At 62.8% G+C, this 24155-nt stretch carries 31 protein-coding genes and 1 pseudogene; 18 read left to right on the plus strand and 14 right to left on the minus strand.

The features are described from left to right. Nucleotides 1-2: 2 nt before the first annotated feature. The 14 genes from AC4QBL_RS18495 to AC4QBL_RS18560 form a co-directional block, all read right to left on the minus strand. Complete coding sequence (locus tag AC4QBL_RS18495; RefSeq protein ID WP_472907964.1) at nucleotides 3-1439, minus strand: O-antigen ligase family protein; 1437 nt, start codon at nucleotides 1437-1439, stop codon at nucleotides 3-5. 76 nt (nucleotides 1440-1515) lie between these two features. Then, nucleotides 1516-2670 carry an MraY family glycosyltransferase gene (locus AC4QBL_RS18500; RefSeq protein WP_472907965.1) on the minus strand — a complete coding sequence of 385 codons (1155 nt, stop codon included), beginning with the start codon at nucleotides 2668-2670 and terminating at the stop codon, nucleotides 1516-1518. 250 nt (nucleotides 2671-2920) lie between these two features. Next, entirely contained in the window at nucleotides 2921-3292 is a 372-nt protein-coding gene (locus tag AC4QBL_RS18505) for a helix-turn-helix domain-containing protein (RefSeq protein ID WP_472907966.1), read from the minus strand. Nucleotides 3293-3310: 18 nt separating this feature from the next. Further along, complete coding sequence (locus tag AC4QBL_RS18510) at nucleotides 3311-3613, minus strand: type II toxin-antitoxin system HigB family toxin (protein WP_472907967.1); 303 nt, start codon at nucleotides 3611-3613, stop codon at nucleotides 3311-3313. Nucleotides 3614-3726: 113 nt separating this feature from the next. Continuing rightward, nucleotides 3727-4869 (minus strand): nucleotidyltransferase family protein, encoded by a 1143-nt coding sequence (locus tag AC4QBL_RS18515; RefSeq protein WP_472907968.1) that lies wholly within the window; start codon nucleotides 4867-4869, stop codon nucleotides 3727-3729. Next, complete coding sequence (locus AC4QBL_RS18520) at nucleotides 4859-5134, minus strand: PqqD family protein (protein WP_472907969.1); 276 nt, start codon at nucleotides 5132-5134, stop codon at nucleotides 4859-4861. The genes AC4QBL_RS18515 and AC4QBL_RS18520 overlap by 11 nt, the downstream gene beginning before the upstream one ends. Beyond that, complete coding sequence (locus tag AC4QBL_RS18525) at nucleotides 5131-5967, minus strand: hypothetical protein (RefSeq protein ID WP_472907970.1); 837 nt, start codon at nucleotides 5965-5967, stop codon at nucleotides 5131-5133. Before AC4QBL_RS18525 ends, AC4QBL_RS18520 begins: the two co-directional genes overlap by 4 nt. Before the next feature lie 29 nt (nucleotides 5968-5996). Further along, complete coding sequence (locus AC4QBL_RS18530; RefSeq protein WP_472907971.1) at nucleotides 5997-7124, minus strand: 50S ribosomal protein L11 methyltransferase; 1128 nt, start codon at nucleotides 7122-7124, stop codon at nucleotides 5997-5999. 174 nt (nucleotides 7125-7298) lie between these two features. Further along, entirely contained in the window at nucleotides 7299-7469 is a 171-nt protein-coding gene (locus AC4QBL_RS18535; protein ID WP_472907972.1) for a hypothetical protein, read from the minus strand. 36 nt (nucleotides 7470-7505) lie between these two features. Continuing rightward, a complete protein-coding gene (gene asnB / locus AC4QBL_RS18540) occupies nucleotides 7506-9407 on the minus strand; it encodes an asparagine synthase (glutamine-hydrolyzing) (RefSeq protein ID WP_472907973.1) in 1902 nt (633 codons plus the stop codon). Further along, nucleotides 9404-9904 (minus strand): lasso peptide biosynthesis B2 protein, encoded by a 501-nt coding sequence (locus AC4QBL_RS18545; RefSeq protein ID WP_472907974.1) that lies wholly within the window; start codon nucleotides 9902-9904, stop codon nucleotides 9404-9406. The genes asnB and AC4QBL_RS18545 overlap by 4 nt, the downstream gene beginning before the upstream one ends. Before the next feature lie 148 nt (nucleotides 9905-10052). After that, entirely contained in the window at nucleotides 10053-10286 is a 234-nt protein-coding gene (locus AC4QBL_RS18550) for a type II toxin-antitoxin system YafQ family toxin (RefSeq protein ID WP_472907975.1), read from the minus strand. Continuing rightward, entirely contained in the window at nucleotides 10273-10536 is a 264-nt protein-coding gene (locus AC4QBL_RS18555; protein ID WP_472907976.1) for a type II toxin-antitoxin system RelB/DinJ family antitoxin, read from the minus strand. The genes AC4QBL_RS18550 and AC4QBL_RS18555 overlap by 14 nt, the downstream gene beginning before the upstream one ends. A 178-nt stretch (nucleotides 10537-10714) precedes the next feature. Then, on the minus strand, nucleotides 10715-12385 hold the full coding sequence (locus tag AC4QBL_RS18560; RefSeq protein ID WP_472907977.1) for an ABC transporter ATP-binding protein: 1671 nt from the start codon (nucleotides 12383-12385) through the stop codon (nucleotides 10715-10717). A gap of 541 nt (nucleotides 12386-12926) precedes the next feature. On the opposite strand from AC4QBL_RS18560, the gene tviB reads away from it, so the two are divergent. The 18 genes and pseudogenes from tviB (at nucleotide 12927) to AC4QBL_RS18650 (ending at nucleotide 24105) form a co-directional block, all read left to right on the plus strand. Then, a complete protein-coding gene (gene tviB, locus AC4QBL_RS18565) occupies nucleotides 12927-14201 on the plus strand; it encodes a Vi polysaccharide biosynthesis UDP-N-acetylglucosamine C-6 dehydrogenase TviB (protein WP_472907978.1) in 1275 nt (424 codons plus the stop codon). 74 nt (nucleotides 14202-14275) lie between these two features. Further along, nucleotides 14276-14527 carry an antitoxin gene (locus AC4QBL_RS18570; RefSeq protein WP_304839255.1) on the plus strand — a complete coding sequence of 84 codons (252 nt, stop codon included), beginning with the start codon at nucleotides 14276-14278 and terminating at the stop codon, nucleotides 14525-14527. 9 nt (nucleotides 14528-14536) lie between these two features. Then, nucleotides 14537-14935 carry a type II toxin-antitoxin system VapC family toxin gene (locus AC4QBL_RS18575; protein ID WP_472907979.1) on the plus strand — a complete coding sequence of 133 codons (399 nt, stop codon included), beginning with the start codon at nucleotides 14537-14539 and terminating at the stop codon, nucleotides 14933-14935. Beyond that, complete coding sequence (locus tag AC4QBL_RS18580) at nucleotides 14932-15156, plus strand: hypothetical protein (RefSeq protein ID WP_305334447.1); 225 nt, start codon at nucleotides 14932-14934, stop codon at nucleotides 15154-15156. The genes AC4QBL_RS18575 and AC4QBL_RS18580 overlap by 4 nt, the downstream gene beginning before the upstream one ends. Then, the gene (gene vapB / locus AC4QBL_RS18585; protein ID WP_472907980.1) at nucleotides 15153-15389 is read left to right on the plus strand and encodes a type II toxin-antitoxin system VapB family antitoxin; all 237 of its coding nucleotides are present in this window, start codon (nucleotides 15153-15155) and stop codon (nucleotides 15387-15389) included. The genes AC4QBL_RS18580 and vapB overlap by 4 nt, the downstream gene beginning before the upstream one ends. Nucleotides 15390-15448: 59 nt before the next feature. Then, a complete protein-coding gene (locus AC4QBL_RS18590) occupies nucleotides 15449-15646 on the plus strand; it encodes a type II toxin-antitoxin system VapB family antitoxin (protein WP_304839244.1) in 198 nt (65 codons plus the stop codon). Beyond that, nucleotides 15643-16014 (plus strand): type II toxin-antitoxin system VapC family toxin, encoded by a 372-nt coding sequence (locus tag AC4QBL_RS18595; protein ID WP_472907981.1) that lies wholly within the window; start codon nucleotides 15643-15645, stop codon nucleotides 16012-16014. The genes AC4QBL_RS18590 and AC4QBL_RS18595 overlap by 4 nt, the downstream gene beginning before the upstream one ends. 5 nt (nucleotides 16015-16019) lie before the next feature. Continuing rightward, the gene (locus AC4QBL_RS18600; protein ID WP_472907982.1) at nucleotides 16020-17177 is read left to right on the plus strand and encodes an SDR family oxidoreductase; all 1158 of its coding nucleotides are present in this window, start codon (nucleotides 16020-16022) and stop codon (nucleotides 17175-17177) included. Nucleotides 17178-17198: 21 nt separating this feature from the next. Further along, nucleotides 17199-17420 carry a hypothetical protein gene (locus AC4QBL_RS18605; RefSeq protein WP_472907983.1) on the plus strand — a complete coding sequence of 74 codons (222 nt, stop codon included), beginning with the start codon at nucleotides 17199-17201 and terminating at the stop codon, nucleotides 17418-17420. Between the two features lie 202 nt (nucleotides 17421-17622). Then, nucleotides 17623-18897 carry an ATP-binding protein gene (locus tag AC4QBL_RS18610; protein WP_472907984.1) on the plus strand — a complete coding sequence of 425 codons (1275 nt, stop codon included), beginning with the start codon at nucleotides 17623-17625 and terminating at the stop codon, nucleotides 18895-18897. 124 nt (nucleotides 18898-19021) lie between these two features. After that, the gene (locus tag AC4QBL_RS18615) at nucleotides 19022-19255 is read left to right on the plus strand and encodes an AlbA family DNA-binding domain-containing protein (protein WP_472907985.1); all 234 of its coding nucleotides are present in this window, start codon (nucleotides 19022-19024) and stop codon (nucleotides 19253-19255) included. A gap of 13 nt (nucleotides 19256-19268) precedes the next feature. Further along, nucleotides 19269-19706 (plus strand): BRO-N domain-containing protein, encoded by a 438-nt coding sequence (locus tag AC4QBL_RS18620; protein ID WP_472907986.1) that lies wholly within the window; start codon nucleotides 19269-19271, stop codon nucleotides 19704-19706. 4 nt (nucleotides 19707-19710) lie between these two features. Continuing rightward, entirely contained in the window at nucleotides 19711-19899 is a 189-nt protein-coding gene (locus tag AC4QBL_RS18625; protein ID WP_472907987.1) for a Fic family protein, read from the plus strand. 30 nt (nucleotides 19900-19929) lie between these two features. Further along, nucleotides 19930-20094, plus strand: a pseudogene (locus AC4QBL_RS18630) (hypothetical protein); the annotation flags it as partial. A gap of 16 nt (nucleotides 20095-20110) precedes the next feature. After that, the gene (locus AC4QBL_RS18635) at nucleotides 20111-20602 is read left to right on the plus strand and encodes a DUF1016 N-terminal domain-containing protein (protein ID WP_492131613.1); all 492 of its coding nucleotides are present in this window, start codon (nucleotides 20111-20113) and stop codon (nucleotides 20600-20602) included. After that, nucleotides 20599-22065, plus strand: a complete 1467-nt coding sequence (locus AC4QBL_RS18640) for a flippase (RefSeq protein WP_472907989.1) — start codon at nucleotides 20599-20601, stop codon at nucleotides 22063-22065. Before AC4QBL_RS18635 ends, AC4QBL_RS18640 begins: the two co-directional genes overlap by 4 nt. Before the next feature lie 4 nt (nucleotides 22066-22069). Further along, a complete protein-coding gene (locus tag AC4QBL_RS18645; protein WP_472907990.1) occupies nucleotides 22070-23143 on the plus strand; it encodes a class I SAM-dependent methyltransferase in 1074 nt (357 codons plus the stop codon). 2 nt (nucleotides 23144-23145) lie between these two features. After that, entirely contained in the window at nucleotides 23146-24105 is a 960-nt protein-coding gene (locus tag AC4QBL_RS18650) for a glycosyltransferase (RefSeq protein WP_472907991.1), read from the plus strand. The last annotated feature ends 50 nt before the right edge of the window (nucleotides 24106-24155 follow it).

Raw genomic sequence — 24155 nt, forward strand, 5'->3', positions numbered from 1 at the left:
TTTTACGTGGCACCCTCCCAAGCCCGGCCGCTGGCCCGGGTGGCCGGCGACGGGTGGTCGTCACCGCCCTGGGGCCTGAGCAGCGCGCCCAGCAGAAACGCGCCCAGCATCGCAGTGGCCGGAATGCGCAGGTTGAAGTCCACCCACGCATGCAGAACCAGCGCCAGCAGGCCCAGCCCGCAGACCATCATCTGCCGCTGCGGGCGGTTCAGGCCGTGCGGCGTGCGGGCGCTTGCGGCCAGCCAGCGCACCCGCCGGCCCACCAGCCACAACGCCAGCGCCGCCAGCACCACAAACAGCAGGCCGCATTCCATCAGCAGCTGCACGTAGTCGCTGTGCGCGTGGGGGGCAAAGCCGCTGACTTCGGCGGGCTGAAAGCGCGGGAACACCCCGGCGTAAGAGCCCAGGCCCGAGCCCAGCGGCCAGAATTCCAGCGCCGCCGTCCAGGTGCGGGCCGCCAGCAGCTGCCGAAACGCCGAATCGGCCACCACGGTTGAACCGGCAAAGCGCCCCAGCCAGTCCAGCCCCACCGCGCCCAGCGCCAGCAGCACCAGGGCGGCCAGCCCCCCCAGCCGCCAGGGCAGGCCCAGCTGCCCGCCACGCGGCCCCGGCAGCAGCAACACCGTGGCCAGCGTCACCAGCACCCCGGTGGCAATGCCCGCACGCGAGCCCGCCGCCAGCACCGCCACCACCAGCACAAACAGCACCACCCCCCAGAGCCAGCCGGCGTGGCCCAGCCGGTGGTCCTGGCCCTGCCGGTGGCGCAAGGCGTCCCGCAGCTCCAGCACCACCAGTGGCAGCGTCATCACCAGAAAGCTCGTGAAGTGGTTGCGGTTGGCAAAAGTGCCAATCACCCCGGTGAACAGCGAGTCAAAGTACAGCGCGGGAAACGGCCCCAGCTGCGCCAGGCCCAGCAGCGCCTGCGCCACGGCCCCGCCAATCCACACCCGCGTCAGCGTTTTCAGCTGCGCCGGTGTGCGGGTCAGCGCCAGCGCAAAACACGCCACCAGCGGAATGCCCGCCAGCACCGCCGCCCAGGTGGCGTCGGGCGTCAGCGAAGCCGGCCGCCACAGCGCGTCCGGTGCCTGCACCGCCGCCAGCACATCCAGGTAAAAAGCCCGCCCCGGCAAGGCCGCCCACAGTTCCATGGGCAGCGGCAGCAGCTGCACCAGCGCCACCCACAGCGGCGCGGCCGCCAGCACCAGCAAACCCCGCCGTTCGGTGCCGTGGCCCCAGGCGCCCGCAGGCCGCACCAGGCTGCGCAGGCCCACACCCAGCAACACGGCCAGCCCCAGCCACTCCAGCACCATCAGGGCCACATGCCGGTTGCCACCCCGAATCAGCGGCGCACACACGATCAGCAGCACACCCGCGCCCAGAGTCAGCCCCTGCAGCGTCTGGTTCAGCCGGTCGGCCGCCGCCTGTGCCACCGGCCTCATACCCACCTCACGCATCGGGGCGTCCAGCCCGGCGCCACACCGCCGGCCGCGCAGCGGCCTGGAGCCCAGGCGATCGTCACGGCGGGTCCAGCGGCACCGGTACGGGCAGCGCCCCGTTGGGCGCCTGACTCAGCGTGGCCAGCGACTCGCCGCGCCGGGCCAGTCGCTGGTACACATGGTGGTAGGCCGCCACCGCAGCCAGCATGCCCACGGCCAGCACCTCGGTGTCGTCGTGAAACACCAGCGCCAGCAGCGCCGGGCCTGCCACAAAGCACCAGACCACCGGCGCCACGGCGGCGTTCTGCCAGTTGTGCGACCAGTGTGGAAAGCGCCGGTGAATGAACGCGCTGGCCAGCAGGCTGTGCAGGTGGTGGCGGTCCGCATCGCCGGGCGACAGGCGTTGCAGGCGGCGGCGCACGATGCTGTACACCACCTCGATGAACGGGTAGGCGCACACCAGCAGGCTCGCCCAAGGCGACACGCTGGCGTTGCGCATGGGCAGCAGCACCGCCAGCCAGGCCAGCGCAAAGCCCGCAAAATACGCCCCGCCGTCGCCCAGAAACAGCTTGCCCCAGGGGTAGTTGATCAACCAGAAACCCACCATGGCCGCCGCCACCAGCAGGCACACCAGGGCCAGCGGGGCGTCGCCTGCTCGAAAAGCGAGCACCGAGAGCGTCACCAGCGCCAGCACCACGGTGCCACTGGCCAGGCCATGAAAACCGTCGATGATGTTGACCGCGTTGGCCACACCGCCCACCGCAAACGCCGTGAACACCACGGCCAGCGGCCACCAGGTCAGCGCCCAGTCCAGCAGCGGCACGTCGAGCCGGCTCAGCGCCACACCACTCAGCAGGCAGGCCACCAGCCCGCTGACCATGGTGGCCAGCAGGCGCGGCAGCACCCCCACGCGCTTGGTCATGTCTTCCACAAGTCCGAACAACAGCGCCGGTATCCCTGCCAGCAAGATCATGCCCAGCAAGCGCTGCACGTCGGAAGGGGACAGCAGCGCCCAGGCCAGCACCAGCGCCAGGTAAATGCCAATGCCGCCCACGCGCGGTGTCGGATCCACATGGAATTTGTGCGCCCCCGATTCCGCGTGGTCCATCGTGAAGTGCCCATGGGTGTGGCGCGACAGCACCAGCACCAGCGAAATCAGGAAAGCCACCACGGTCGTGGCAAAGAGGATCCAGGCGTAGGTGGTACCGGCGTCAGATTGCAGCAGGGCAAGCATGTGAAAGAGCGATATTTGTTGTTTTCAGACGCGCAGGCCGTCGGGTGGTGCGCGTGGCACGCCAGACAGCAGTCGCCTCCTCCGGGAACTATCGGCTATTGCGTACCGATTGAAGTGTGGTCATAAGTGTACAGATGAAACATGACGGTTACGGGTCGTGTCCGACAGGTTCCCCCACACCCCGCAGATGTTGGATTCTTTCCGCAGGACCCCTCTTTGCCCATCAAATGGCTCGCGCCCAGGTGATTGCTCACCCGGTGACGGTCTCGGCAATCAGCACATCGGCCGGTATGCCCAGGCGCTGGTGCAGTCTGCGGATCATGGCCAGCGTCAGCGGGCGCTTGCGGTTCAGGACTTCGTAAACGCGATTGCTCTTGCCAATGATCGACTCCAGATCTTTGACGGACAGTCCGCTCTGATCCATCCGGAATTTGATGGCCTCCACCGGATCCGGCGCAGTGATCGGCATGTGCCTGGCCTCGTAGGCTTGCACCAGCGTGGCCAGGATGTCCAGGCGATCACCCTCCGGCGTGCCCCTATCAGGGTCGGACTCCATCAAGGCCGAAATCTCTTTGAGGGTGGCCTTGTAGTCTGCTTCGGTGTGGATAGGGCGAATGTCCATGTTTTCCTCCGTGGCCGGTCAGGCCGACTCAATGGTTTCTGCGTCCACAGCGTCGTACGCCTTGTGGGTGCCGACAAACTTCACGCAGACGATCTGCAACTTGTACGCAATGGCCACGATCAGCCGGTAGTCATTGCCTTTGATATTGAACACCGCACTACGGTTCTTCAGCACGCTGGCGCTGCGGTACTGCGCCTTGATGTCGGCGGGCTGGCTCCAACTCGCACTGGTGGCCTCCTCGTACCAAGCCTTCAGCGGCTGCTCGGCGTCGGGGTAGTGCTCCCAGAAGGCCCGAAGGGTAGACACGGCAATCACACGCATAAGAAGAAGTTTAGTCCCAAATCGGGACTTTTGCCCATGATCTACAAATAAGGTGCAGGGTCACCGGGCGATGCCGGTTGGCTATTTGGGGCGGCCATGGGGACACCCGCCCCTCAGCGGCCCAGCCGCTGCAGCACCCGCTTGAAGCGCTGCCACATCAGGCCCGGGTAGCTGGTCTGCTCGCCATACAGGTAGGTCAGATAGTCCCGGCTCGGAAACACCCGCTGCCACAGCCAGCGCAGCCGCAGCCCCAGGCCGGGCAGGGCGGCAAAGGTCTGGCGCTGCATGTAGCGCCAGTCGGCCAGGCGCGTCGCGTCCAGGGGCTCGGCCGCCGCTGCGTGGCGCAGCGCCGCCACCGCGTCCGCTGGCAGCGTGCGCCCAAACATGGTGGCGGCCGCTTCCAGCCCGCTCAGCACCACCCCGGCCAGTTGCTTGTCTGTTGCGAGTTGCTGCATGCGCTGCCAGTCGGCCGGGCTGAAAGCGTCCGTCAGCACGATCAGGTCGTAAAGCCATTTCAGCTTGTCGTCCACACCGATCGACAGGTTCAGCGCCCGGTGCACACAGGCGTGCAGCAGCGCATGCACCTTCCCCAGCCCGCGCGCGGTGGGCGCCAGCTTGGGCAGCGGCAGGGAATCGGCCATCAGTTCGTCGAAGCTGAAGGCGCCCGAGAAGAGCGGGGAATTGGTCAGTTGCCAGTGCACGTCCACTTCCAGCACCCAGTCGGGCATCACCTGGCGCGTGCACAGCAGTTCATACGCCACCAGCTCGCCCGAGGTCTGGGCGCGCGCGTAGCCCGCCGCGGTCAGCCGGGCCGACAACTGTTCGGCGGCCGCGCGCGAGGGCAGCAACAGATCCACATCGCCACAGGCGCGCCACTGCGGCTGCACGTAAGCCCAGTGCGCCAGCGCCGAGCCCTTGAGCAGCAAGCCCGGCAGGCCGCCCTCGCTCATCAGACCCAGCACACGCCGGGTTTCGTTTTCAATCACCATCGAAACCAGCGTGGCGTCTCGCGCCGCCGCGCCGAAGGCTTTCACCCACTCGGGCGGCGGCAGCGGGGGCGCGTCTTGCGCAGAGGGGGTGGTGTCGGGCTTTGCCGCCGGGTGCCAGCGCCCGTCCACCAGCGCCACCACACCTTCGTTGTGCGCGGCCGCCACCGCGTCGGCTGCGGTCCAGGAGGGCGGCACAGGTTCCGGCGCCGGCGTGCCGGCCGCCCAGGCCGCCAGCCAAGCCCGCAGCCCGGCCGCGTCAGGCGCCACCGCTTACCAGCTGCTTGTCCAGCAGCGCCTGCACCAGCGCCAACACGTCCCGCTCAATGTCTTCGCGCGACACCTCGTATTCCGCCAGCATCGCCTCACACACCTGGGCCAGCCCCAGCCCCTCGGTCATCAGTTGCCAGATGCGCGCCCCCACCGGGTCCAGCCCGTAATAGGTGCCACTGGCCAGGTCCAGGATCACCGTCTCGTCGCCAACGGTTCGGGCCATCACCTGGGTGGGAATCGTGACTTTGTCTGAGAGGTTCATGTCATGTGGCTTTCTTGGTCAAGGACATGCCTGGCGATGGCTTCGCGCACGCGGGGCAGATCTTCATAGCGGCGCGGATAGTCCAGTCGGTAGTAGATGGGCAGTTTGGCCAGCTTGACCAGTTCGTCGAAATGCCAGGCCAGCAACTGCTTTTCTTCGATGTCGAGCAGAAAGGAGTTTTTGATCAATTCCAGGAGCGCTTCTGGCGGCCGAACTGGTTCAATTTTCAGTGACGCTGAGGATCCATCCCCGAGAAAATAAACCCGCCGAAGCGGTTGTGGTTGGTCGCAGAAAGTCATCCCCTTGCCCGCCAGCACCCGGACCTTGGATGTGTACTCCACGGCTGGAGCAAGGTCCAAGCTTGGGTGAATCAGGGCCGCCTGACTGTCTTCCCATAGTCGAACAGAGGGGTGACTTGGTATTAACTGGCAGATCCCGTTCACCCAGTCAATCTGCAAACCGTCATCGGTCAAGAAGCGCGCGCCGGTCGTGGCAAAGCTGGTCGCCAGTGTGGACTTGCCTCGCCCAGATGCACCGGTGAAGGCGACACCCGATCCATTGATCTCCACCGCGCTCGCATGAAGCACCAGTCGTCCTTGACGGCTGAGCGCCAGCGGCAAAACCTGATTCAGGTGCAGGTGTTCCACGGTGCCTGGTGATACGCCAGGCACCGGCCAAGCGGTGATATTTTGTCCGTCGGCCGACACCTCAAAATCAGCAAGGTCTGGAAAGCGAAGCAGATACCCGTCGTCCAGGCGGAAAAACAGCGTCCAGACGGTCCCGTCCTCAAGTGTCCATTGATGAAAAGGCACTGCAGGGCTCGGTGCCTGCAAGCGAGCGCCCTCACTGAGTAACCGCACGCTCACTGGGTGTCTCGGCTCAAAACCGATGCGACGAATCGTGCAATTTCTTCCTGGGTTGGAAAGAGTGCTGGATGTTCCTGCAGCACGGCGGCTTGAACCTGCGCCACAGATCGGCGCCCATCGCAATAATCCAGCACGAGCTTTCTGGCTCTGGCTGTTTTGCTGACGACAGGTACATGTTCGGGGTGACTTCGAACGAGACGCTCCTGCTCGAGCAAATCACCCTGCCACGTGGAGTGGCTGAATATGTTTTTGGATGCCGGATGTTTCATCACCCAGGCAATCATGTGATCGGTCGGCCTTGCCATCACCGTCACGTCAAGCTGGTCGCCAGCACGCACTGGCAGTGCAGTGTCAATCGGAAAGAATGCCTGGGATCTGCCAATGGCCGTTTCAGACAAAGGCGAATTTGTCATCCAGACCTCAGGCGCAAGCTCGCACTCGAACCAGCCGGCAAACCCATGCAACACACCGTCGCGCTGAACGGTTAGTTGCGTATTCCACGAATAGAAATCGGGGTTGTCGATCTGAAGATCAATGGAACACAACTCTGCAGGCGCCGATAGAAGCTCGTCGCGTTGCAAATTGACGGCATGTTTCGCGTTGACACTGTGCTGGCGAAGCCAGTGGAACTCAGGCGGGATGTTGGGCCCATGCCAAGCCTCAACCTGTTCCTGGCATTTTTGCGACTGCACCGCCGCAACATGGAGCTTGAGCCGCCCTGGTATGAGGGTGCCACCCGGCTTGAGGAAGCGTTTGCGTGCGTCTGCCAGCAGACCGATCAGACCGTAGTCGAAACCAAAATACCCCACATGGTCACAGATGACCACATCGACAAGTTCAGGCAAATCAACCTGGAACGAGGAACCACGTATGAAGTTGGTTTTGTCTCCCCATCCTGCGCGCGTGAGCGTGTCACGCGCGATGTCAATGGCCGCCGTTGAGTCAATAGCATAGACGTGATCTGCCCCGGCCTGAAGGCAAAGCAAACCCAACACTGCCGTGCCACAGCCTGCATCCAGTACCTTGTCGCCAGGCTGAATGACGTTTTTGAGCGCTGCCCGGTAGAGATCAAGCCGATGGGGATGTGATAGATACCCCAGATGTTCTTCAAGCACTCCGCTCATCGAAATTCACGCGCCATCACTGTCAATCAATTTCCACTCTAGCGACACACGTCTATGTTTTTTGCAGACGTTGACCACAACCAAGGTCTGTAGTGAAAAAGTAAAAACTAACCCTGCGGGATACAAGGCGACCGGTGTCGATGATATTTGTAGGACACGCGGTGACAAGAATCATCACATGGCAACCATCATCCCTTGACCACCGTCCCCGTTTGCACCCATGGATGCGCCTTGCGTCAGAGCATTTACACGCCCAAACACCTGCAAAGTAGGCGTGCGGTAGGGCTGCTTTTCCTGTGAGGTGGCCTGTTGGGTGGCTACGGCAGCCACTGTTTTTTCATTCATGCTCAAACTCCAATTACATACAAACGTGTGGGAATACTACACTTTTTTACAGTCTTCCGGTTCCAGCATGGCGTCACATGCGAACAAAGTCCACAGCAGCCACTCGGGCCATCCGGAGTGTTCAATGTCCAAGCCTTGATCATATAGTCGCTGGACATGCGCTGGATTCACCCAGCGCTGCACGCGGTCAGAACCCTCTTTTCGTTGCATCAGGGCTTCCCTCAAATCTGTCCAGTGCCAGCGAAACGCGACCATGAAATCTGCTTTCGTGTTTCGCTCCAGCACGCTGAGTGGCAGCAGGTCTTTCATCGCCCGGCGGTGCATGGTCTTGTCAACAGCCCCGCGCACCCGCAGCCGATCCGCAGTTGAAAAGGCGAACTGAACCATGCGTGCATCCCAGAATGGGCGGCGCAACTCAATGCCCAGACTTGAGCTCAGGCGCTCCTCGCCTTCGCGGGCCATTGCCGCGTAGGCGCCGCTCAGCATGGAAAGCTGGCTGACCTGACCAAGCCTCGAATACGAAGGCGGTCCTGACCAGGCGTAGGTTTGCCGACGCTCCTGCAGGATGTGTTTCAGTTCAGGCTTGAGCCAGGTGTCATGTGCGGCATCTTCCTGGCGATTTTTCGCACGAAGCTTGCGCAGCAAGGTTTTCACTCTTTCCGGTAGGGCAGGAGCCAAGTTATTTCTGAGCAGCCACCAGATGCTGTCCCGCAGACCAACTTCGGCCAGATCGGCCTTCAGGCATTCGTAGAACGCGCGCCACTCACCCCCTGCTAGCGTCTCGGCGTAGTAGGTTCGAACGCCACCCACCCACTCGTCGCCACCGACCCCGGTCAACAAGACGCGACTGCCTGCACTGCGGGCCTGCTCGCGGATACCCAAGCCCATGACACCATTGGGATAGCTTGGGAAGTCTTTGTGAAGCACTGCGCTTTCACGGTACCAAGACAGTGACTTTCGGGTTGGCGGCACCTCATGAATGACACGTTCGTGGTGCTGCCCAACCGCTCTGGCGTAGTTCAATTCATCGGCATCGGGTGAGCCCTGAAAGTCCAGAACGTAGCCTTCCAGGCCTGGGGCGGGGAAACCATGGTGTCGGCGCATGTTCTCTGCCACGGCAAAGATGGCAGATGAGTCCAACCCACCACTGACCTCACACGCCACCACCTGCGATGAGCGGGACATCTTCCGCACAATGTCAGTGAACAACTCACGGTAGTGCTCTACAAATTCTTCATCTCTCGTATAGGGGGGTTTTTCCCAGAGATCGGGGGACCAATATTCATCCAGACGCGGACCGCTCGAACTTACGGTCATGCGGAAGGCTTGAATCAGCCGTAAAACGCCTTGCCAGAAAGTCTCTTCTCGGGAAAGCCACTCGGCCCCCAGGCACTCGGCCATCAGGCCTTTGTTGAATTGCCGGGCAACCCATGGCAAGTCCAGTATGGGATGCACTTCGGACGAAAAAACAAGCGTGTCACCACTCCAGTGGTAGTGAAAAGGCTTGTTGCCCACCCGATCCCGCGCACAAAACGCCTCTTGCTTTCGCGCGTCCCAGATCACCAGCGCAAAGTCGCCCTCAATGTGACGCAGACAATCCTCGCCCCACACCTCATACGCCCGCAGAACCAGCTCGGCATCGGCCCGCGTGCGCAGCACCGCGCCCTTGCCCAGCAGCTCGCGGCGCAGTTCTTCCCAGTTGTCCACCCGGCCGTCCATCACCAGCACCAGGCTTTGGTCTTCGTTGGTCAGCGGCTGGGTTTCTTCCAGCGACTCGGGCGTGGTGCGCAGCATGCACTGGCCCAGCGCCACGTGGCCCCGGCGCCAATGGTTTATGCCGTCCGGCCCGCGGTAGTGCATGGCCGCGGTCATGGCTTCCACCTGGCCCGGTTCCACCGGGCGGCCGTCGAAATGGATGATGCCGGCGATGCCGCTCACGGTTGAAAGGCCTCCAGAGGCACCAGGTCGCCGAACGGGGCGAACTGGGTGGCGATGTCGGGCCGGTCGTTCACCGGCACGCCGCCGCACTCCACCCAGGCGTGGGCGTCCAGCGTGCCCTGGGTCAGGCGCACGCCAATGCGCAGCTCGCTCGCCACGCCGCGGCGGCGCAGCAGCCAGCCCAGCAGCAGCGAGCGCGTGAGGCAGGTGGCGTGAAACGGGGTGTGGCGTGCGGCGATGTTCACCGCTTCGCCCAGCGCCTGAATGTCGGCCAGGGCCAGGGCTTGCGCCGGCGTGGCTGCGGCGACAGGCCGGCGCTGCAGCCAGGCCTGCAGGCGCGGCAGCCCCCAAAACCGCAGGCCCATCCAGCACAGCGGCAAATACAGGTTGGCGGCCAGCAGCGTGCGCTGCTGCGCGCGGCTCAGGGCGCGGAACTGCGCCAGGCGGCCGGACGGACCTGCTGTGGGTAGGGATGTGGGGGGCAACGGGGTGGGCATGGCATGCGTATCAGCGCGCCATTATCCTTGGCGTTCGCCAGCAACCGATCGACCCGTGTGCGGGCGCCGTGCTTCGCTGGCGTTATGCACAGGAACAAACTCACAGGCCGAGTTCACTGTGTGAGCCCAGGCGCACGAGCTGCAGCACCTAGGCATCCGGTTTGCGGTAAATCAGCACCAAGTCCGGCTTGATGTGGCAATCCCGGTGGTCCTTCCAGTCTCCGGTCAGCGCATGGTCACGGTGCCGAGGTTCTAGCGACTGATCGGAAGCCAGCGCGACCGGTACGGGCACCAGGTCTGTGTCGAGTGTTGCGCGGTGCTGCCCCTTCACCTCGCGCTTGTAGTCGCGCTTGAATTGGCCGGTGCGCTCAATCTGCCGCATGCAGATCGGCCATCAGAGCATCCACTGTGGCGAAGCGCGGCAGCTTGCCTTTGCGGGCCTCCTTTATTGCCTTGATGGTGGAGGCGTTCGGAATCAGCGGCTCAAAGGGCAGCGCCTTGTCCTGGGCCACCTTGGTGAGCAGTAGCCGCACCGCGTCGGACACGGTAAGGCCCATCGCAGCCAGGACGGCTGCCGCTTCTTCCTTGATCGCGCCGTCGATGCGCGTTTGTACGAGTTGGTTTGCAGCCATGATCGGTTTTCCGGTTGGATATTTGAATTACATTGTAATGCAAGCTGTGCGCTGAAGCCGGGATTCCACAGCTCCCAAGAGAGGTGCGAAAAATCCAACATAGACAAGGGCTTAAGCCTGTCTCTGCAGGTTTTTACATGAATCTCTGACCTTGGCGGGTTGAAACCCGCCACTGCCCTCAAACGCAGCCAACACGGCTCTGCGCCACATCCACCAGCTTGCCACCCTCCAGCCGCAACACCCGATCCGCCAGCGCCAGGCTGGCCGGGCGGTGGGTGATGAGAATGACGGTGCGGCGCGACAGCGTTTCGTGGCATTCGGCGATGAAGCTCTTTTCCCCCTCGGGGTCGAACATGGCCGTGGCCTCGTCCAGCACCAGGATGGGCGGGTCTTTCAGCAGCGCGCGCGCCAGGGCAATGCGCTGGCGCTGCCCGCCCGAGAGGCGAATGCCCTGGTCGCCCACCATGGTCCCGTAACCCTGCGGCAGGCGGCTGATGAAATCGTGCGCCTGGGCGGCGCGGGCGGCGGCCTGCACCGCTTCAGCGCTGGCGCTGGGCAGGCCGTAGGCAATGTTGTCCAACACCGAGCCATTGAACAGCAACACATGCTGCGGCACCACGCCAATCTGGCGGCGCAGGCTGGCCAGCGTCACACCGGCAATGTCGTGTCCGTCCACCAGCACGCGTCCGCCCGTGGGCTCCATCAGCCGCATCAGCAGGTGCGCCAGCGTGCTCTTGCCGGCGCCGTTCGGGCCGGTCAGCGCCACCGTTTCGCCGGCGTTGATGCGCAGGTTCACGCCCTGCAGCGCCGGTGCGCGCCCGGGGTAGGCAAAGCTCAGATCGTCCAGCTCAATGTCGCCGTGCAGCGGGGGCAGCTCGTGGCCCGTGCCGGGTGGCGGCTCGGGCGGCTCGCGCAGCACCTCGCCCAGGCGCTCCAGCGCGCCGCGCGCCTGGCGCGTCTGGCCGTACACGTCGGCCAGCGAACCCACCGGGCGCGTCAGCAGCGCGGCGTACAGCAGAAAACTCACCATCTCGGCCGGCGTGCGCGCCTCAGATGCGCTGCCCAGCAGCCACAGCACCAGCACCATGCCGGCCGCCGCCAGAAACTGCACGCTCGGGCCCAGCGCGGCGTAAATCAGCCGTTCCTGGTTGCCCAGCTGCACCGTGCGGCCAATCTGCCGGCGGTAGCGGGCCGACTCCAGCGGCTCGCGCGTGAAGGTCTTGATGGCCGGCAGCATGCCCAGGTTTTCTTCGGCGATCGACACCGCCTCGGCCTGCGCCTGCTGCAGCGCGCTGGAGAGCGGCCGCAGGCGCCGGCCCAGCACCTTGAGCAGCAGGTAAAACAGCGGAATCATGCCCACCACCAGCAGCGTCAGCCGCGCGTCCAGCCGCGCCATCAGCAGCACCGCGCCGCCCACCGTGAACAACAGCGGCAACACGCTCAGCAGCGTGCCGCTGATGTAACCCGCCAGCCGCTCCACATCGTTCGTCAGCAGCGCCAGAATTTCGCCGCGCTTGCGTTGCTGAAAATACGCCAGCGGCAGCGCCTGCAGGTGGTCGTACAGCCGGGTGCGCAGGTCCGCCAATATCGCCTCGGCCGTGCGGCCCAGCAGCCAGCTGTTGGCAAACTTCAGCGCCGCCTGCAGCGCAAACAGCGCCAGCAGGCCCAGCAGCAGCGCGCCGCCCGCCTGCACCGCGCCCGGCGCGCCCGCCAGCAGGCCCGCGGCAAACTGCCCCGCCAGCCACGGCACCGCCAGCGCCGCGCCGGTCTCAGTCAGCATCAGCAGCGAACACAGCGCCAGCGTGCCGCGCCAGGGCCGGGCAAAGCTCAGGATCAAACGCAGGTTCATGGTGAAAGGCGGTGGCTGTTGTTGATAGATCGGGGACCGTGAAGTTTGAACCGTATGCCAAGAGGCCCGTTCGCCCTGAGCTTGCCCTTCGACAAGCTCAGGATGATCGGAATTCAGGGCTTCGACAGGCTCAGCCCGAACGGAAATGCATGCGTCACAGAGACCGGTTCCTAACGGGTGCCGATGAGGGCCCGGAAAAGGAGACCCAAAAGAGCCAGAGCAGGCCCCGGGTCCCCGGGCGGTTTGCCCCATGCCGAGCGATAGAATCCAAGCCGACTTGCCAGACACCGGCTTGGCCGCCTGGTCCGCCTGCGGCAAGGCCACCCGACGGCGCCAGCGCAGCGCTCCGTATTTTCACCGCCTTTCACCGCCCGCCCGGCGGTGTTGTCCACCGCCCCCGGCCAAGCCTCATGCCCATCGCCATGGCCAGCTTAAAAAACGCTGCGCACCGAGATCGAGTCGCTGCAGGCCGAACGGGCCCCGCCGCCCTGCCGCCGCACCAAAAAAACACCATGAACCAGAACCCAGGGAAAACTCAAAAATGAACCAGCACCCCCACACCATCGCCGTCATCGGCCTGGGCTATGTTGGCCTGCCGCTGGCGGTTGAATTTGGCAAGCTGCGCCCCGTGGTCGGCTTCGACATCAACGCCCGCCGCATCGCCGATCTGCAGGCCGGACGAGACCACACGCTGGAAACCGAGCCCGCCGAGCTGCAGGCCGCGGGCCACCTCAGCTTCACCACCGACATCGAAGCCCTGCGCGGCTGCACCCGCTTCATCGTCACCGTGCCCACGCCGATCGACGAGCACAAGCGCCCCGACCTCACGCCCCTCATCAAGGCCAGCGAAACCGTGGGCCGCGTGCTGAAAAAGGGCGACATCGTCATTTACGAATCCACCGTCTACCCCGGCGCCACCGAAGAAGACTGCGTGCCCGTGCTCGAACGCGTCTCGGGCCTGAAATTCAACGTCGACTTTTTCGCCGGCTACAGCCCCGAGCGCATCAACCCCGGCGACAAGGCGCACCGCCTGCCCAGCATCCGCAAAGTCACCAGCGGCTCCACGCCCGAAGTGGCCGACGTGGTGGACGCGCTCTACGCCGAAATCATCACCGCCGGCACCCACAAGGCCAGCAGCATCCGCGTGGCCGAGGCCGCCAAGGTGATCGAAAATACCCAGCGCGACGTCAACATCGCCCTCATCAACGAGCTGGCGCTGATCTTCAACCGCATGGGCATCGACACCGAAGCCGTGCTGCAGGCCGCCGGCACCAAGTGGAACTTTTTGCCGTTTCGCCCCGGCCTGGTGGGCGGCCACTGCATCGGCGTGGACCCGTACTACCTCACCCACAAGGCCGAAGCCATCGGCTACCACCCCGAAATCATCCTGGCTGGGCGCCGCCTGAACGACAGCATGGGCGGCTACGTCGTCACCCAGCTGGTGAAGGCCATGACCCAGCGCCGCATCCATGTGCAGGGCGCGCGCGTGCTGGTGATGGGCCTGGCCTTCAAGGAAAACTGCCCCGACCTGCGCAACACCCGGGTGGTGGACATCGTGCGCGAGCTGGCCGACTACGACGTGCAGGCCGACGTGTTCGACCCCTGGGTCAGCCCCGCCGAGGCTCAGCACGAATACGGCATCACCCCCGTGGCCCAGCCCCAGCCCGGCACCTACGACGCCATCGTCATCGCCGTGGCGCACCAGCAGTTCAAAGCCATGAGCGCCGCCGACATCCGCGCCCTGGGCAAGCCCGAGCATGTGCTGTTCGATCTGAAATACGTGCTGACGGCGAGCGAGAGCGACCTGCGGCTGTAAGTCTGCATGTCCAGCCAGCCTGCAAGCCGAACAAGGTGTAATATGCCAATGTCATATTACATATGGAGTCCCGCATGACCGTGACCGCCAAACTCTTCATGAGCGGGCGCAGCCAGGCCATACGCCTGCCCGCCAAACTGCGCCTGCAAGCCCAGGAGGTGCGCATCGAGCAAATCGGCGACGCCCTCTGGCTGCAGCCGCAAACCAGCCCCAGCACCCACATGGGTCAATGGCTGGCGCAGTTCTACGCCAGCACCGACGCCTTGCCCGCCGACTTTCTGGCCGACCGCACCGACAACCCGCCGCAAGAACGCGACTGGACCTGACCGCTCCCCATGCGCCGCACGCTCGACACCAACATCTGCAGCTACATCCTGCGCCGCCACCCGGCCAGCATGATCGAGCGCTTTGCCACGCTGGAGCCAGGCCAGTTGTGGCTGTCGGCCATCGTGGCCGCCGAACTGCGCTTTGGCGCCTTCAAGCTCGCGGCGCCCCGGTTCAGTGCCGCGGTCGAAGCCTGGCTGGCCGGGTTTGACGTGCGGCCCTGGCCGCTGGAGGCCACGCACCACTACGCCCAGATGCGCGCCGCCCTGGAGCGCGCCGGCACGCCCGTGGGCGCCATGGACTTGCTGATTGCCGCCCACGCCCTGGCCGAAGACAGCGTCGTCATCACCAACAACGCCCGGGAATTTCACCGTGTGCCGGGGCTGGCGGTGGAGGAGTGGGCCCTGTGAGCACGAAAGAAGAAGGGCGCCAGATCCTGCCTCAGACCGTCAACGAGCCGCGGCATCCGCGCGCCGGGCTGGGCTCGCGCATCGCAGCGCGCTTTGCCGGAGCTGGCCTGACCGAGCCACTGCCTGAGCTGCGTGGAGAAACCGGCGGTCTCACTCACCCGCTCGGTGGCACCGAAACCCAGCTGGAGCCGATTCCCCGCCGCAGGGACGCCACCGAATGATCCTCAAGGAAGCCTCGGCCACCGTTTTCACCGACAAGCGCGGCCAGTTCATTCGCCTGCCGGCAGAGTTGCGCCTGCCCGACAGCGTGAAGCGCGTGGACGTGCGTGCACGCGGCTGCGAACGCATCATTGCGCCCCTAGGCCAGACCTGGGACAGCTTCTTCCTCGATGGCACACCGGCGCCCGAGGACTTTCTGCCCGAGCGTGCCAGCCAGTTCGCGTTCAAGGCATAAAATTGGTCATCAAACGATGCAAAAATTGATGCACATCTCGATGGCAAAAAGGAATCCCCATGCGCACCACCCTCACCCTTGACGACGAACTGCTGGCCCAGGCGCAGCACATCAGCGGCCTGACCGAGCGCAGCCAGCTGATCCGCGAGGCCTTGCTCGCGCTCATCCAGCGCGAGAGTGCGCATCGCCTGGCACGGCTCGGTGGCACCGAAACCCAGCTGGAGCCGATTCCCCGCCGCAAGGACGCCACCGCATGATCCTTGTGGACACCTCGGTCTGGATCGACCACCTGCGTCAGGGCGACGCGGGGCTCGCCGCTGCGCTGCAGCAAGGGCGGGTGGGCATCCATCCGTTCGTGGTGGGCGAACTGGCCTGTGGCAACCTGCGCGCTCGCGCCGAGGTGCTGGGGCTGCTACAGGCGCTCCCCCCCCTGGCGGTGGCGACCGATCAGGAAGTGCTGTTCTTCATCGACGCCCATGCCTTGATGGGGCGCGGCATCGGTTATGTGGACGTCCATCTGCTGGCTGCAGCCCGCCTGGCGGGCGTGCCGTTCTGGACGCGCGACAAGCGCCTCGCGGCTGTGGCCGCTGATCTCTGCCTCGCACACACCGAAACCCAACACTGAACCCCATGACCGCCTACACCGCCCTGCAAACCCGCCTGCAAGCCCAGCCCCGCACCTGGCTCGTCACCGGCGTGGCCGGCTTCATCGGCTCCAACCTGCTCGAAACCCTGCTCAAGCTCGGCCAGCGCGTGGTCGGGCTCGACAACTTCGCCACCGGCCACCGCCGCAACCTGGCCGAAGTGCAAACCCTCGTCACGCCCGAGCAGTGGGCGCGCTTCAGCTTCATTGAAGGCGACATCCGCACCCTGGCCGACTGCGAGCGCGCCATGGTCTGGGCCGATCCCGCTCCCGCTTCACTCCCTCCCCCTCTGGGGGAGGGCGGGGGTGGGGGCTCCCCGAACCCGCCCAGCAGCTTCCCCGTCGACCATGTCCTCCACCAGGCTGCCCTGGGCAGCGTGCCCCGCAGCATCGAAGACCCCATCACCACCAACGCTGCCAACATCACCGGCTTTCTGAACATGCTGGTGGCCGCGCGCGACGCCAAGGTGCAGAGCTTCACCTACGCCGCCAGCAGCTCCACCTATGGCGACCACCCCGGCCTGCCCAAGGTCGAAGCCGTCATCGGCAAACCCCTCAGCCCCTACGCCGTCACCAAATACGTCAACGAGCTTTACGCCGACGTGTTTGCCCGCTGCTACGGCTTTCAAACCATTGGCCTGCGCTACTTCAACGTCTTTGGCCCCCGGCAAGACCCCAACGGCGCCTACGCCGCCGTGGTGCCCAAATGGACCGCCGCCCTGCTGCAGGGCGACACCGTCTACATCAACGGCGACGGCGAAACCAGCCGCGACTTCTGCTACGTGGCCAACGCCGTGCAAGCCAACCTGCTCGCCGCCACCGCAGGGGTTTTACCCCCTCTCCCGCTTGCGGGAGAGGGCAGGGGTGAGGGCCTCCCCGAATCCCCCCTCAACCAAATCTACAACGTCGCCGTCGGCGACCGCACCACCCTCAACACCCTGTTTGGCCTGTTGCGCGACCACCTCGCCGCCCACGGTGTCAGCCCCGCCGTGCAACCCGTGTACCGCGATTTCCGCGCCGGCGACGTGCGCCACAGCCAGGCCGACATCAGCAAAGCCCGGCGCCTGCTCGGCTATGCGCCCACCCACCGCCTGGCCGACGGCGTGGCTGAGGCCATGCCCTGGTATGTGGGGCAACAGCCATGAAATCCGCGAAGAATGTCAGCCATGCCTGAAGCCAAAGTGGACGAAGAAATGAAGGCCTTTGCCGCCGATGTGCGCGAATCCATCGCGCAGGCCAAGCGGGGCGAAGTGGCGCGCGCAGCCTCGGGCCACTGCGGCGCGTTACGACGCGCGCAAGAAAGTGGTGGTGATCGAACTGGCCAATGGCGCGTCGTTTGCATTTCCCCCCAGCCTGGCGCAAGGCCTCGAAGGCGCCAGCACCGCTGACCTGTCAGACATAGCGGTATCCGTCCGTTGGGCCCGTTTACAGCCAGAGCATCGCGTATCGCGGCGCCTTTGCCGCAAACGTCACGCCAATTTGTCTTTATTAAAAAGACAATTAAAGACAAAATAGGCCACTGTGGAAAGTCAATTCAGAACCGTCATCCGTCAGAAAATCATCGACTCGCAAGCGGCACCGCTGCCCGCCTTGACGCGTCGCGATGTCTGGCTGCCGGCGGTCAAAGGCAAGGCCACCGCCGTCATCGGCATTCGACGCTCCGGCAAGACCAGCCTGCTGTGGCAGATGCTGGCCGACCGCCACGCCGCCGGCATGGCGCGTGACGGCTTGCTCTACTTCAGTTTTGAAGACGAGCGCCTGGCCGGCATGCAACTGGCCGACCTCGACCTGCTGGTGGAAGCCTTCTACAGCCTGCATCCCGGCTGGCGCGACGCCCGCCGCGCCTGCTTTTTTCTGGACGAAATCCAGCTCGTGCCCGGCTGGGAGCTGTTTGCCCGGCGCATCCTCGACAGCGAGAACATCGAACTCGTGATTTCTGGCTCCTCCGCCCGCATGCTCTCGCGCGAAGTGGCCACCAGCATGCGCGGTCGGGCCATGGAGGCGGTGGTCACGCCGTACAGCTTCCGCGAAGCCCTGCGCCACGCGGGCCATGAACCCGCCACGCCAGCGGACCGGCTGACCAAGGCCGAACGCTCCCTGCTGGGCCGCGCCCTCACCGACTACCTCGCCTGCGGTGGCTTCCCGGAGGCACAAGGCCTGGACAGCCGCAACCGCACCGAACTGCTGCGCGGCTACGTGGACGTGGTGCTGCTGCGCGATGTGATCGAGCGCCACAACCTCAGCCAGCCGCAGGTGCTGCGCTGGATGGTGCAGCAACTGCTGGGCAACGCAGCGGGGGCCTTCAGCATCAACAAGTTCCACGGCGACCTCAAGTCACGCGGCGTGGCGGTCAGCAAAGACACCCTGCACAGCCTGCTGGCCCACCTGGAAGACGCCTTTCTCCTGTCCAGCGCCGCCGTCGCCAGCGATTCGGTGCGCCGCCGCCAGGTCAACCCCCGCAAGGTCTACCCGGTGGACACCGGCCTGATGGCGGTTTTTGACCGCTCGGGCAAGGCCAACACCGGGCATGCGCTCGAGACCGTGGTGTGGCACGAGCTGCAGCGCCGTGGCCATGAGACGGCCTACGTGCGAACGGCGGCCGGTTTTGAGGTGGACTTTTCCGCCCGAAGCCCCGCCGGGGACGAAGCCCTGATCCAGGTCTGCGCCGAACTGGACGACCCCGCCACCCTGGCACGCGAAGTGCGCGCGCTGCAAGACGCCGCCACCGCATCACCACACGCCAGCCTGCACCTGATTGCGCTGGACCTGTCGCCCGGCCTGCCACGGCCCGCCGGTGTGCACCTGCACCGCGCCGCAGACTGGCTGCTGTCAGACGGCCCAACCCATGGATCGTCACAAACATGAACGACAATCGCATGCCCCGGGCGAGCACTGCCCCTGTGGACGCGGCGCCCAACCTCCTGCTGGCCGAGCGCACAGCCATCTCGAAAAAGCCCGAAGCAATCCAAACGCTTAACGCATTTCGCCCATGACGCCCGCCGACCTTCCGAACCGCATCGCCGCTGGCGAATCGCAAACGCTGGAATTCAAAGCCTCGTTTGACAAAGCCAGCATCGAATCCCTGGTGGCCTTTGCCAACGCGCAGGGCGGCACGGTGCTGGTGTCAGACGGCCCATCCATTTCAACGATACTTCCCAGTCGGGCCAATGCTCTCCACCGTGCGGAGAGAATGGCCCTGGTGGCACCTCAAGACACTGATTGATATCGACGCCCCCATGAGCACCATCAAGCTGTTTGAAACCAGGGAAGTCCGCTCCCTGTGGGACCACGAGAAAGAAGCCTGGTTCTTCAGCATCGTGGATGTGGTCGCGGTGCTCACCGACAGCCCCAACCCCCGCACCTACTGGAGCGTGCTCAAGAACCGGCTCAAAAAAGAAGGCAGCGAGTTGGCTACAAACTGTAGTCAACTGAAAATGAAGTCGGCGGACGGTAAAAACTACCTCACCGACGTAGCCGACACCGAGCAACTGCTGCGCCTGATCCAGTCCATCCCATCCCCCAAGGCGGAGCCCTTCAAGCAGTGGCTGGCCCGCGTCGGTTACGAGCGCATTGAAGAAACTGACGACCCCGAGCTGGCCTTTGACCGCGCCATGGAGACCTACCTCAAAAAAGGCTACCCAGCAAGTTACCCCGCAAGTCACCCCGCAAGTTGAGCAGTTGCTGGCGGTCATTGAAGGGGACATGGCACGCCAGGAACTGATGGCTGCGCTGGAGCTGAAAGACCGCAATCACTTCACCAACGCCTATCTCAAGCCAGCCCTTGCAGCGGGAGTCATTGAAATGACCCTGCCGGACAAACCCAAAAGCAGCCAACAGAAATACCGCAAGACTGGGTTGCAACCATGAACTTCTTGAAGCCTTCCCACGCAGAGCCCCATGGAACCCACTAACCGCGCCCCTCAGCCGTCAGCTAGCAGCACCAGCGGGGCGGGTGCAGGCACCCCACCCGCAGGGCTGCCCAACCCCCTGCTGGCCGAAGTGCGCCAGCTCATTGACGCGGCCCGCCAGCGGGTGGGCAGCGCCGTCAATGCCGAACTCACCCAGCTGTACTGGCATATTGGCCGCCGCATCAGCGCCGAGCTGCTGCAGGGGCAGCGGGGGCACCTACGGCCAGCAGGTGGTGGCCGAGCTGGCGCGGCAACTCACGGCCGATTTCGGCAAGGGGTGGAGCGAGCGCCAGCTTCACTACTGCGTGCGCGTTGCCGAGGTGTTCCCGGACGCCGGGATTCTGCACACGCTGTGTTCACAATTGAGCTGGTCGCATTTGCGGTTGGTGATCCAGATCGAAGACCCGCTCAAACGCGACTTCTATCTCGAAATCTGTCGCGTAGAACGTTGGAGCGTTCGCCAGCTGCAAGAGCGCATCAACTCGTTGCTGTATGGGCGCACCGCCCGGCCACGCGCCCACGCACCGGCTGGCAGACGGCGCGGCCAAGGTCATGCCTTGGTCTGTGGGGCAGGCAAAGTGCATTGCCACTTATGCAAAGACGGCTGCTCCGCCGTCTGGTGCCTGCCTGCTGCCCAGCACGCTATTGATCGCCCTGCATGAGCGTTCGCCGCAACACCGTTTACAACCTGCTCGGGTCGGCCATTCCGGTGGCCGTTTCGCTCGTCACCATCCCCATCTATCTGGGCCTGATCGGAGACGCGCGCTACGGCGTGCTGGCCATCGCCTGGCTGCTGTTGGGCTACTTCGGGCTATTCGACCTGGGTCTTGGGCGTGCTACGGCGCAGCGCATTGCGGCGCTGCGCGACGGTACAGCCGCCGAACGCGCCCAAACCTTCTGGACGGCGCTCGCGCTGAACGTCGGGCTCGGAGTGGTGGGTGGCTTGCTGATCTGGCCGTTCGCAGCCTATTTCTTCGGCCACGTGTTCAAGGTGGAAGACGCTCTCCGTCCCGAGGTGCAAGCTGCTGTGCCTTGGCTGATCCTTGCCGTGCCCATCGCCACCCTGTCCGGCGTGCTTGGGGGTGCACTAGAAGGTAGAGAGCGATTCCTTGAGTTGAACCTGATCTCGGTTTCCGGCACCGTACTTTTTCAGCTACTGCCACTGGCGACTGCCCTGTTCTGGGGGGCTGATCTGGGCGTGCTTTTGCCCGCTGCACTCTTCGCCCGTTTGTGCACGTTGCTCATGATGTTTGAGCGCTGCCGGCGCCACATCTTTCAGGGCCACCCTGCTCAAATAGCGCGTGCGCAGGCCGGCCAACTGCTCCGGTTCGGTGGTTGGGTCACGGTGACCTCATTCGTTGGTCCGATGATGGTCGTGCTTGACCGTTTCATCATTGGCGCCATCACTGGCGCCAAGGCTGTCACCTACTACACCGTGCCTTTTCAGCTGGCCGAGCGCAGCACCCTCATTTCGGGCGCGCTGTCATCAGCGCTTTTCCCACGGTTCGCAGCGACCACGCGCCAAGAGGAGCATCGCCTTGCTCTAGAGGCCTTGCGAACGCTGGTGGTCGTCATGACTCCTCTGGTGGTCGTTGGCATATTGTTTATTGCCCCCTTCTTGGCGTGGTGGATCTCACCAGAGTTCGCGCGGGAAGCGTCAATCGTCGGGCAAATCATCTTGGTGGGGTTCTGGGTCAACAGCTTTGCAAAAATTCCTTATGCGCAATTACAAGCCCGCGGGCGTCCTGACCTTGTTGCCAAATGCCACTTGAGTGAATTGCTGCCGTATTTCGGTTTTTTGTATATTGGGTTGAGCTCATTCGGGTTGATAGGGGCTGCAGTAGCATTTTCCCTTCGGGTTATTTTGGATTTTGTGCTGCTGGCGAGTCTTGCTGGAATAATCAATTTTTCACTTCGCATGTTGCTAATGCCATCCATCTTGGTGGGGACGGCGATTTTGATTGATGCGAAGGCCGAGCCAAGTAGTTCAATGTGGATCGTTATAATAGTCGGTTACCTTGCGGTGATGTTGATTTGGGCTTGGCGCGAAACCCCCATTTATTTAAGGAAATTTGCATTGAGTGGATTGAGTTTTCCAAGTGGAATTTTCCGAAAACTGAAGTGAATGCATGAGTCAAAGGGAGAAAGAAGTGAAGATTGGTGATGGGTTGCAGGAAGGGCGCTTACTTGTCGAAAAGAAAAAATCGGTTGATTTGGAGGATGCATCTTGCCCGCTGGGTTGTCAGGCTAGCGATGAGGTTGTGCTCGTTGGCCATGACCGATTGCACGATCTACCTGGTGAATATAAGGTGGTTCAATGTACGGCCTGCAAACTGATGCGAACCAATCCACGGCCATCTGCGGCCACGATTTCTTTTTATTATCCTGATGATTACGGACCCTATCTTGGCACTCAGATTCAGGAGGTCAAACCTCATTCGCGTGTCAAGAAAATGCTCAAGCCACTGATTAACAGAACATTCAACACCCGGTCGCAAGAATTGCCTAGCCTTGCTCCGGGCAGGATGCTGGAAATTGGCTGTGCCTCAGGTGCCTTTTTGCACCAAATGGCAAACAAGGGCTGGAAGGTTGAAGGCATCGAATTTTCGGAGAAGGCTGCACGAGCTGCAAGCCAGCTGGGCTACAAGGTGCATGCCGGTTCGCTGGAAAGCGCCCCAGCACCTGAGCATTCATTTGATTTGATTGTTGGCTGGATGGTTCTGGAGCATTTACACGATCCAATCGGGTGTCTTGAAAAACTGCATGACTGGGCCAGTCCGGGTGCTTGGCTGGCATTATCGGTGCCGAATGCGAAATCGCTTGAATTTCAAATATTCAAGGATAAATGGTATGCCCTACAGTTGCCGACACACCTTCATCATTTCACACCAGAGTCTCTGGCGACAGTTCTTGAGGCGGGGGGGTGGCAACTTCAAAAAGTTCATCACCAGCGATCAATTATCAATTTGATAGCAAGTGCATCTTACGTGGCAAACAGCAAAGGTTGGCTCGGATTGGGGCGTTGGCTTTATGAACTCGCCATGCGGGGTGGCATGTGGTTTTATCTCACGTTCCCCTTCGCGTGGATATTGGGTGGGTTGGGTCAGACAGGGCGCATGACTGTCTGGGCAAGAAAAAGAAGCGTGACCAATCCCCCATTGACAGGAAAATTCTCCACACTGCAAAGCGATGGAGGAGTGTGACTATGCGGATTTCCATCGCGGTTGCTACCTACAACGGTGCCCAACACCTGCAAAGACAACTTGATAGCTTCTTGTCGCAAACAGCCTTGCCCGATGAGGTGGTCATTTGCGATGACCGTTCTTCCGACGACACACTCAGTGTTTTGCAGCGTTTCCAAAAAGAGGCACCGTTTGAGGTTCGAATTTACCGAAACGACGTTAACCTGGGATTCACGAAGAACTTTGAAAAGGCTATGACAAAATGCACAGGAGATGTGATTTTCCTGTCAGATCAAGATGACTCGTGGTTTCCAGACAAAATCGAGTTTGTAACGCAGACGTTTTTTGAGCATCCCGAAAAACTTCTCGTTGTTCACGATGGCAAGCTAGTGGATGATCGATTGATATCGCACGGCGCCACCAAACTCAAGCAGGTTGCGGCTGCTTACGGCTCGCCAGACTCTATCGTGACCGGGGCGTTAACTGCGGTACGCAAGGAACTGCTTGCATTGGCACTTCCCGTCCCCGACGGCTTGAAGGGTCATGATGTTTGGTTGCACAACATCGCTGGACTTCTGAATGCCCGGTGTGTGATCGACAAGGAGCTTCAACTGATCGTGAGGCATGGATCAAACACCTCGGGTTGGATTGGTAGTTCGGTTGAGAAGATCAATAGGTGGGATTTGTGGATGAGTGAGTGGCAGACAAAAGCAGCCACCAGTTACCAAGATCGAATACTCATCAACAAGGCCAGCCAAGCTCGACTCGAAAAGCTGGCCGTCGGGCAATGCAGCCAGTTTCGTGACATCGCAGAGAAAAGTTTGAATCATCTCCATCAAGAGATAGAAGCATTGCGTATCCGAGAGGCGCTTGCGAATAGCTCCTGGATTCGACAGAAATTCATAAGTTTCCGCATGCTATCGCGAGGTGATTATCGATATTTCAATGGATTGAGAAGTTTTTTGCGAGATTTGGGGCGATGAGGTGCAGTTGTTAAAAGATATGGTAACTATTTTCGATTGAATATGGGTAG

The sequence above is a fragment of the Hydrogenophaga sp. L99 genome (assembly GCF_058731905.1).

What these genes read in the sequence shown, in the direction of transcription:
- AC4QBL_RS18495 (WP_472907964.1), bottom strand. Translation starts at nt 1,439, where the DNA reads ATGAGGCCGGTGGCACAGGCGGCGGCCGACCGGCTGAACCAGACGCTG.
- AC4QBL_RS18500 (WP_472907965.1), bottom strand. Translation starts at nt 2,670, where the DNA reads ATGCTTGCCCTGCTGCAATCTGACGCCGGTACCACCTACGCCTGGATC.
- AC4QBL_RS18505 (WP_472907966.1), bottom strand. Translation starts at nt 3,292, where the DNA reads ATGGACATTCGCCCTATCCACACCGAAGCAGACTACAAGGCCACCCTC.
- AC4QBL_RS18510 (WP_472907967.1), bottom strand. Translation starts at nt 3,613, where the DNA reads ATGCGTGTGATTGCCGTGTCTACCCTTCGGGCCTTCTGGGAGCACTAC.
- AC4QBL_RS18520 (WP_472907969.1), bottom strand. Translation starts at nt 5,134, where the DNA reads ATGAACCTCTCAGACAAAGTCACGATTCCCACCCAGGTGATGGCCCGA.
- AC4QBL_RS18530 (WP_472907971.1), bottom strand. Translation starts at nt 7,124, where the DNA reads ATGAGCGGAGTGCTTGAAGAACATCTGGGGTATCTATCACATCCCCAT.
- AC4QBL_RS18535 (WP_472907972.1), bottom strand. Translation starts at nt 7,469, where the DNA reads ATGAATGAAAAAACAGTGGCTGCCGTAGCCACCCAACAGGCCACCTCA.
- AC4QBL_RS18545 (WP_472907974.1), bottom strand. Translation starts at nt 9,904, where the DNA reads ATGCCCACCCCGTTGCCCCCCACATCCCTACCCACAGCAGGTCCGTCC.
- AC4QBL_RS18550 (WP_472907975.1), bottom strand. Translation starts at nt 10,286, where the DNA reads ATGCGGCAGATTGAGCGCACCGGCCAATTCAAGCGCGACTACAAGCGC.
- AC4QBL_RS18555 (WP_472907976.1), bottom strand. Translation starts at nt 10,536, where the DNA reads ATGGCTGCAAACCAACTCGTACAAACGCGCATCGACGGCGCGATCAAG.
- AC4QBL_RS18560 (WP_472907977.1), bottom strand. Translation starts at nt 12,385, where the DNA reads ATGAACCTGCGTTTGATCCTGAGCTTTGCCCGGCCCTGGCGCGGCACG.
- tviB (WP_472907978.1), top strand. Translation starts at nt 12,927, where the DNA reads ATGAACCAGCACCCCCACACCATCGCCGTCATCGGCCTGGGCTATGTT.
- AC4QBL_RS18570 (WP_304839255.1), top strand. Translation starts at nt 14,276, where the DNA reads ATGACCGTGACCGCCAAACTCTTCATGAGCGGGCGCAGCCAGGCCATA.
- AC4QBL_RS18575 (WP_472907979.1), top strand. Translation starts at nt 14,537, where the DNA reads ATGCGCCGCACGCTCGACACCAACATCTGCAGCTACATCCTGCGCCGC.
- vapB (WP_472907980.1), top strand. Translation starts at nt 15,153, where the DNA reads ATGATCCTCAAGGAAGCCTCGGCCACCGTTTTCACCGACAAGCGCGGC.
- AC4QBL_RS18590 (WP_304839244.1), top strand. Translation starts at nt 15,449, where the DNA reads ATGCGCACCACCCTCACCCTTGACGACGAACTGCTGGCCCAGGCGCAG.
- AC4QBL_RS18595 (WP_472907981.1), top strand. Translation starts at nt 15,643, where the DNA reads ATGATCCTTGTGGACACCTCGGTCTGGATCGACCACCTGCGTCAGGGC.
- AC4QBL_RS18600 (WP_472907982.1), top strand. Translation starts at nt 16,020, where the DNA reads ATGACCGCCTACACCGCCCTGCAAACCCGCCTGCAAGCCCAGCCCCGC.
- AC4QBL_RS18605 (WP_472907983.1), top strand. Translation starts at nt 17,199, where the DNA reads ATGCCTGAAGCCAAAGTGGACGAAGAAATGAAGGCCTTTGCCGCCGAT.
- AC4QBL_RS18615 (WP_472907985.1), top strand. Translation starts at nt 19,022, where the DNA reads ATGACGCCCGCCGACCTTCCGAACCGCATCGCCGCTGGCGAATCGCAA.
- AC4QBL_RS18620 (WP_472907986.1), top strand. Translation starts at nt 19,269, where the DNA reads ATGAGCACCATCAAGCTGTTTGAAACCAGGGAAGTCCGCTCCCTGTGG.
- AC4QBL_RS18640 (WP_472907989.1), top strand. Translation starts at nt 20,599, where the DNA reads ATGAGCGTTCGCCGCAACACCGTTTACAACCTGCTCGGGTCGGCCATT.
- AC4QBL_RS18645 (WP_472907990.1), top strand. Translation starts at nt 22,070, where the DNA reads ATGAGTCAAAGGGAGAAAGAAGTGAAGATTGGTGATGGGTTGCAGGAA.
- AC4QBL_RS18650 (WP_472907991.1), top strand. Translation starts at nt 23,146, where the DNA reads ATGCGGATTTCCATCGCGGTTGCTACCTACAACGGTGCCCAACACCTG.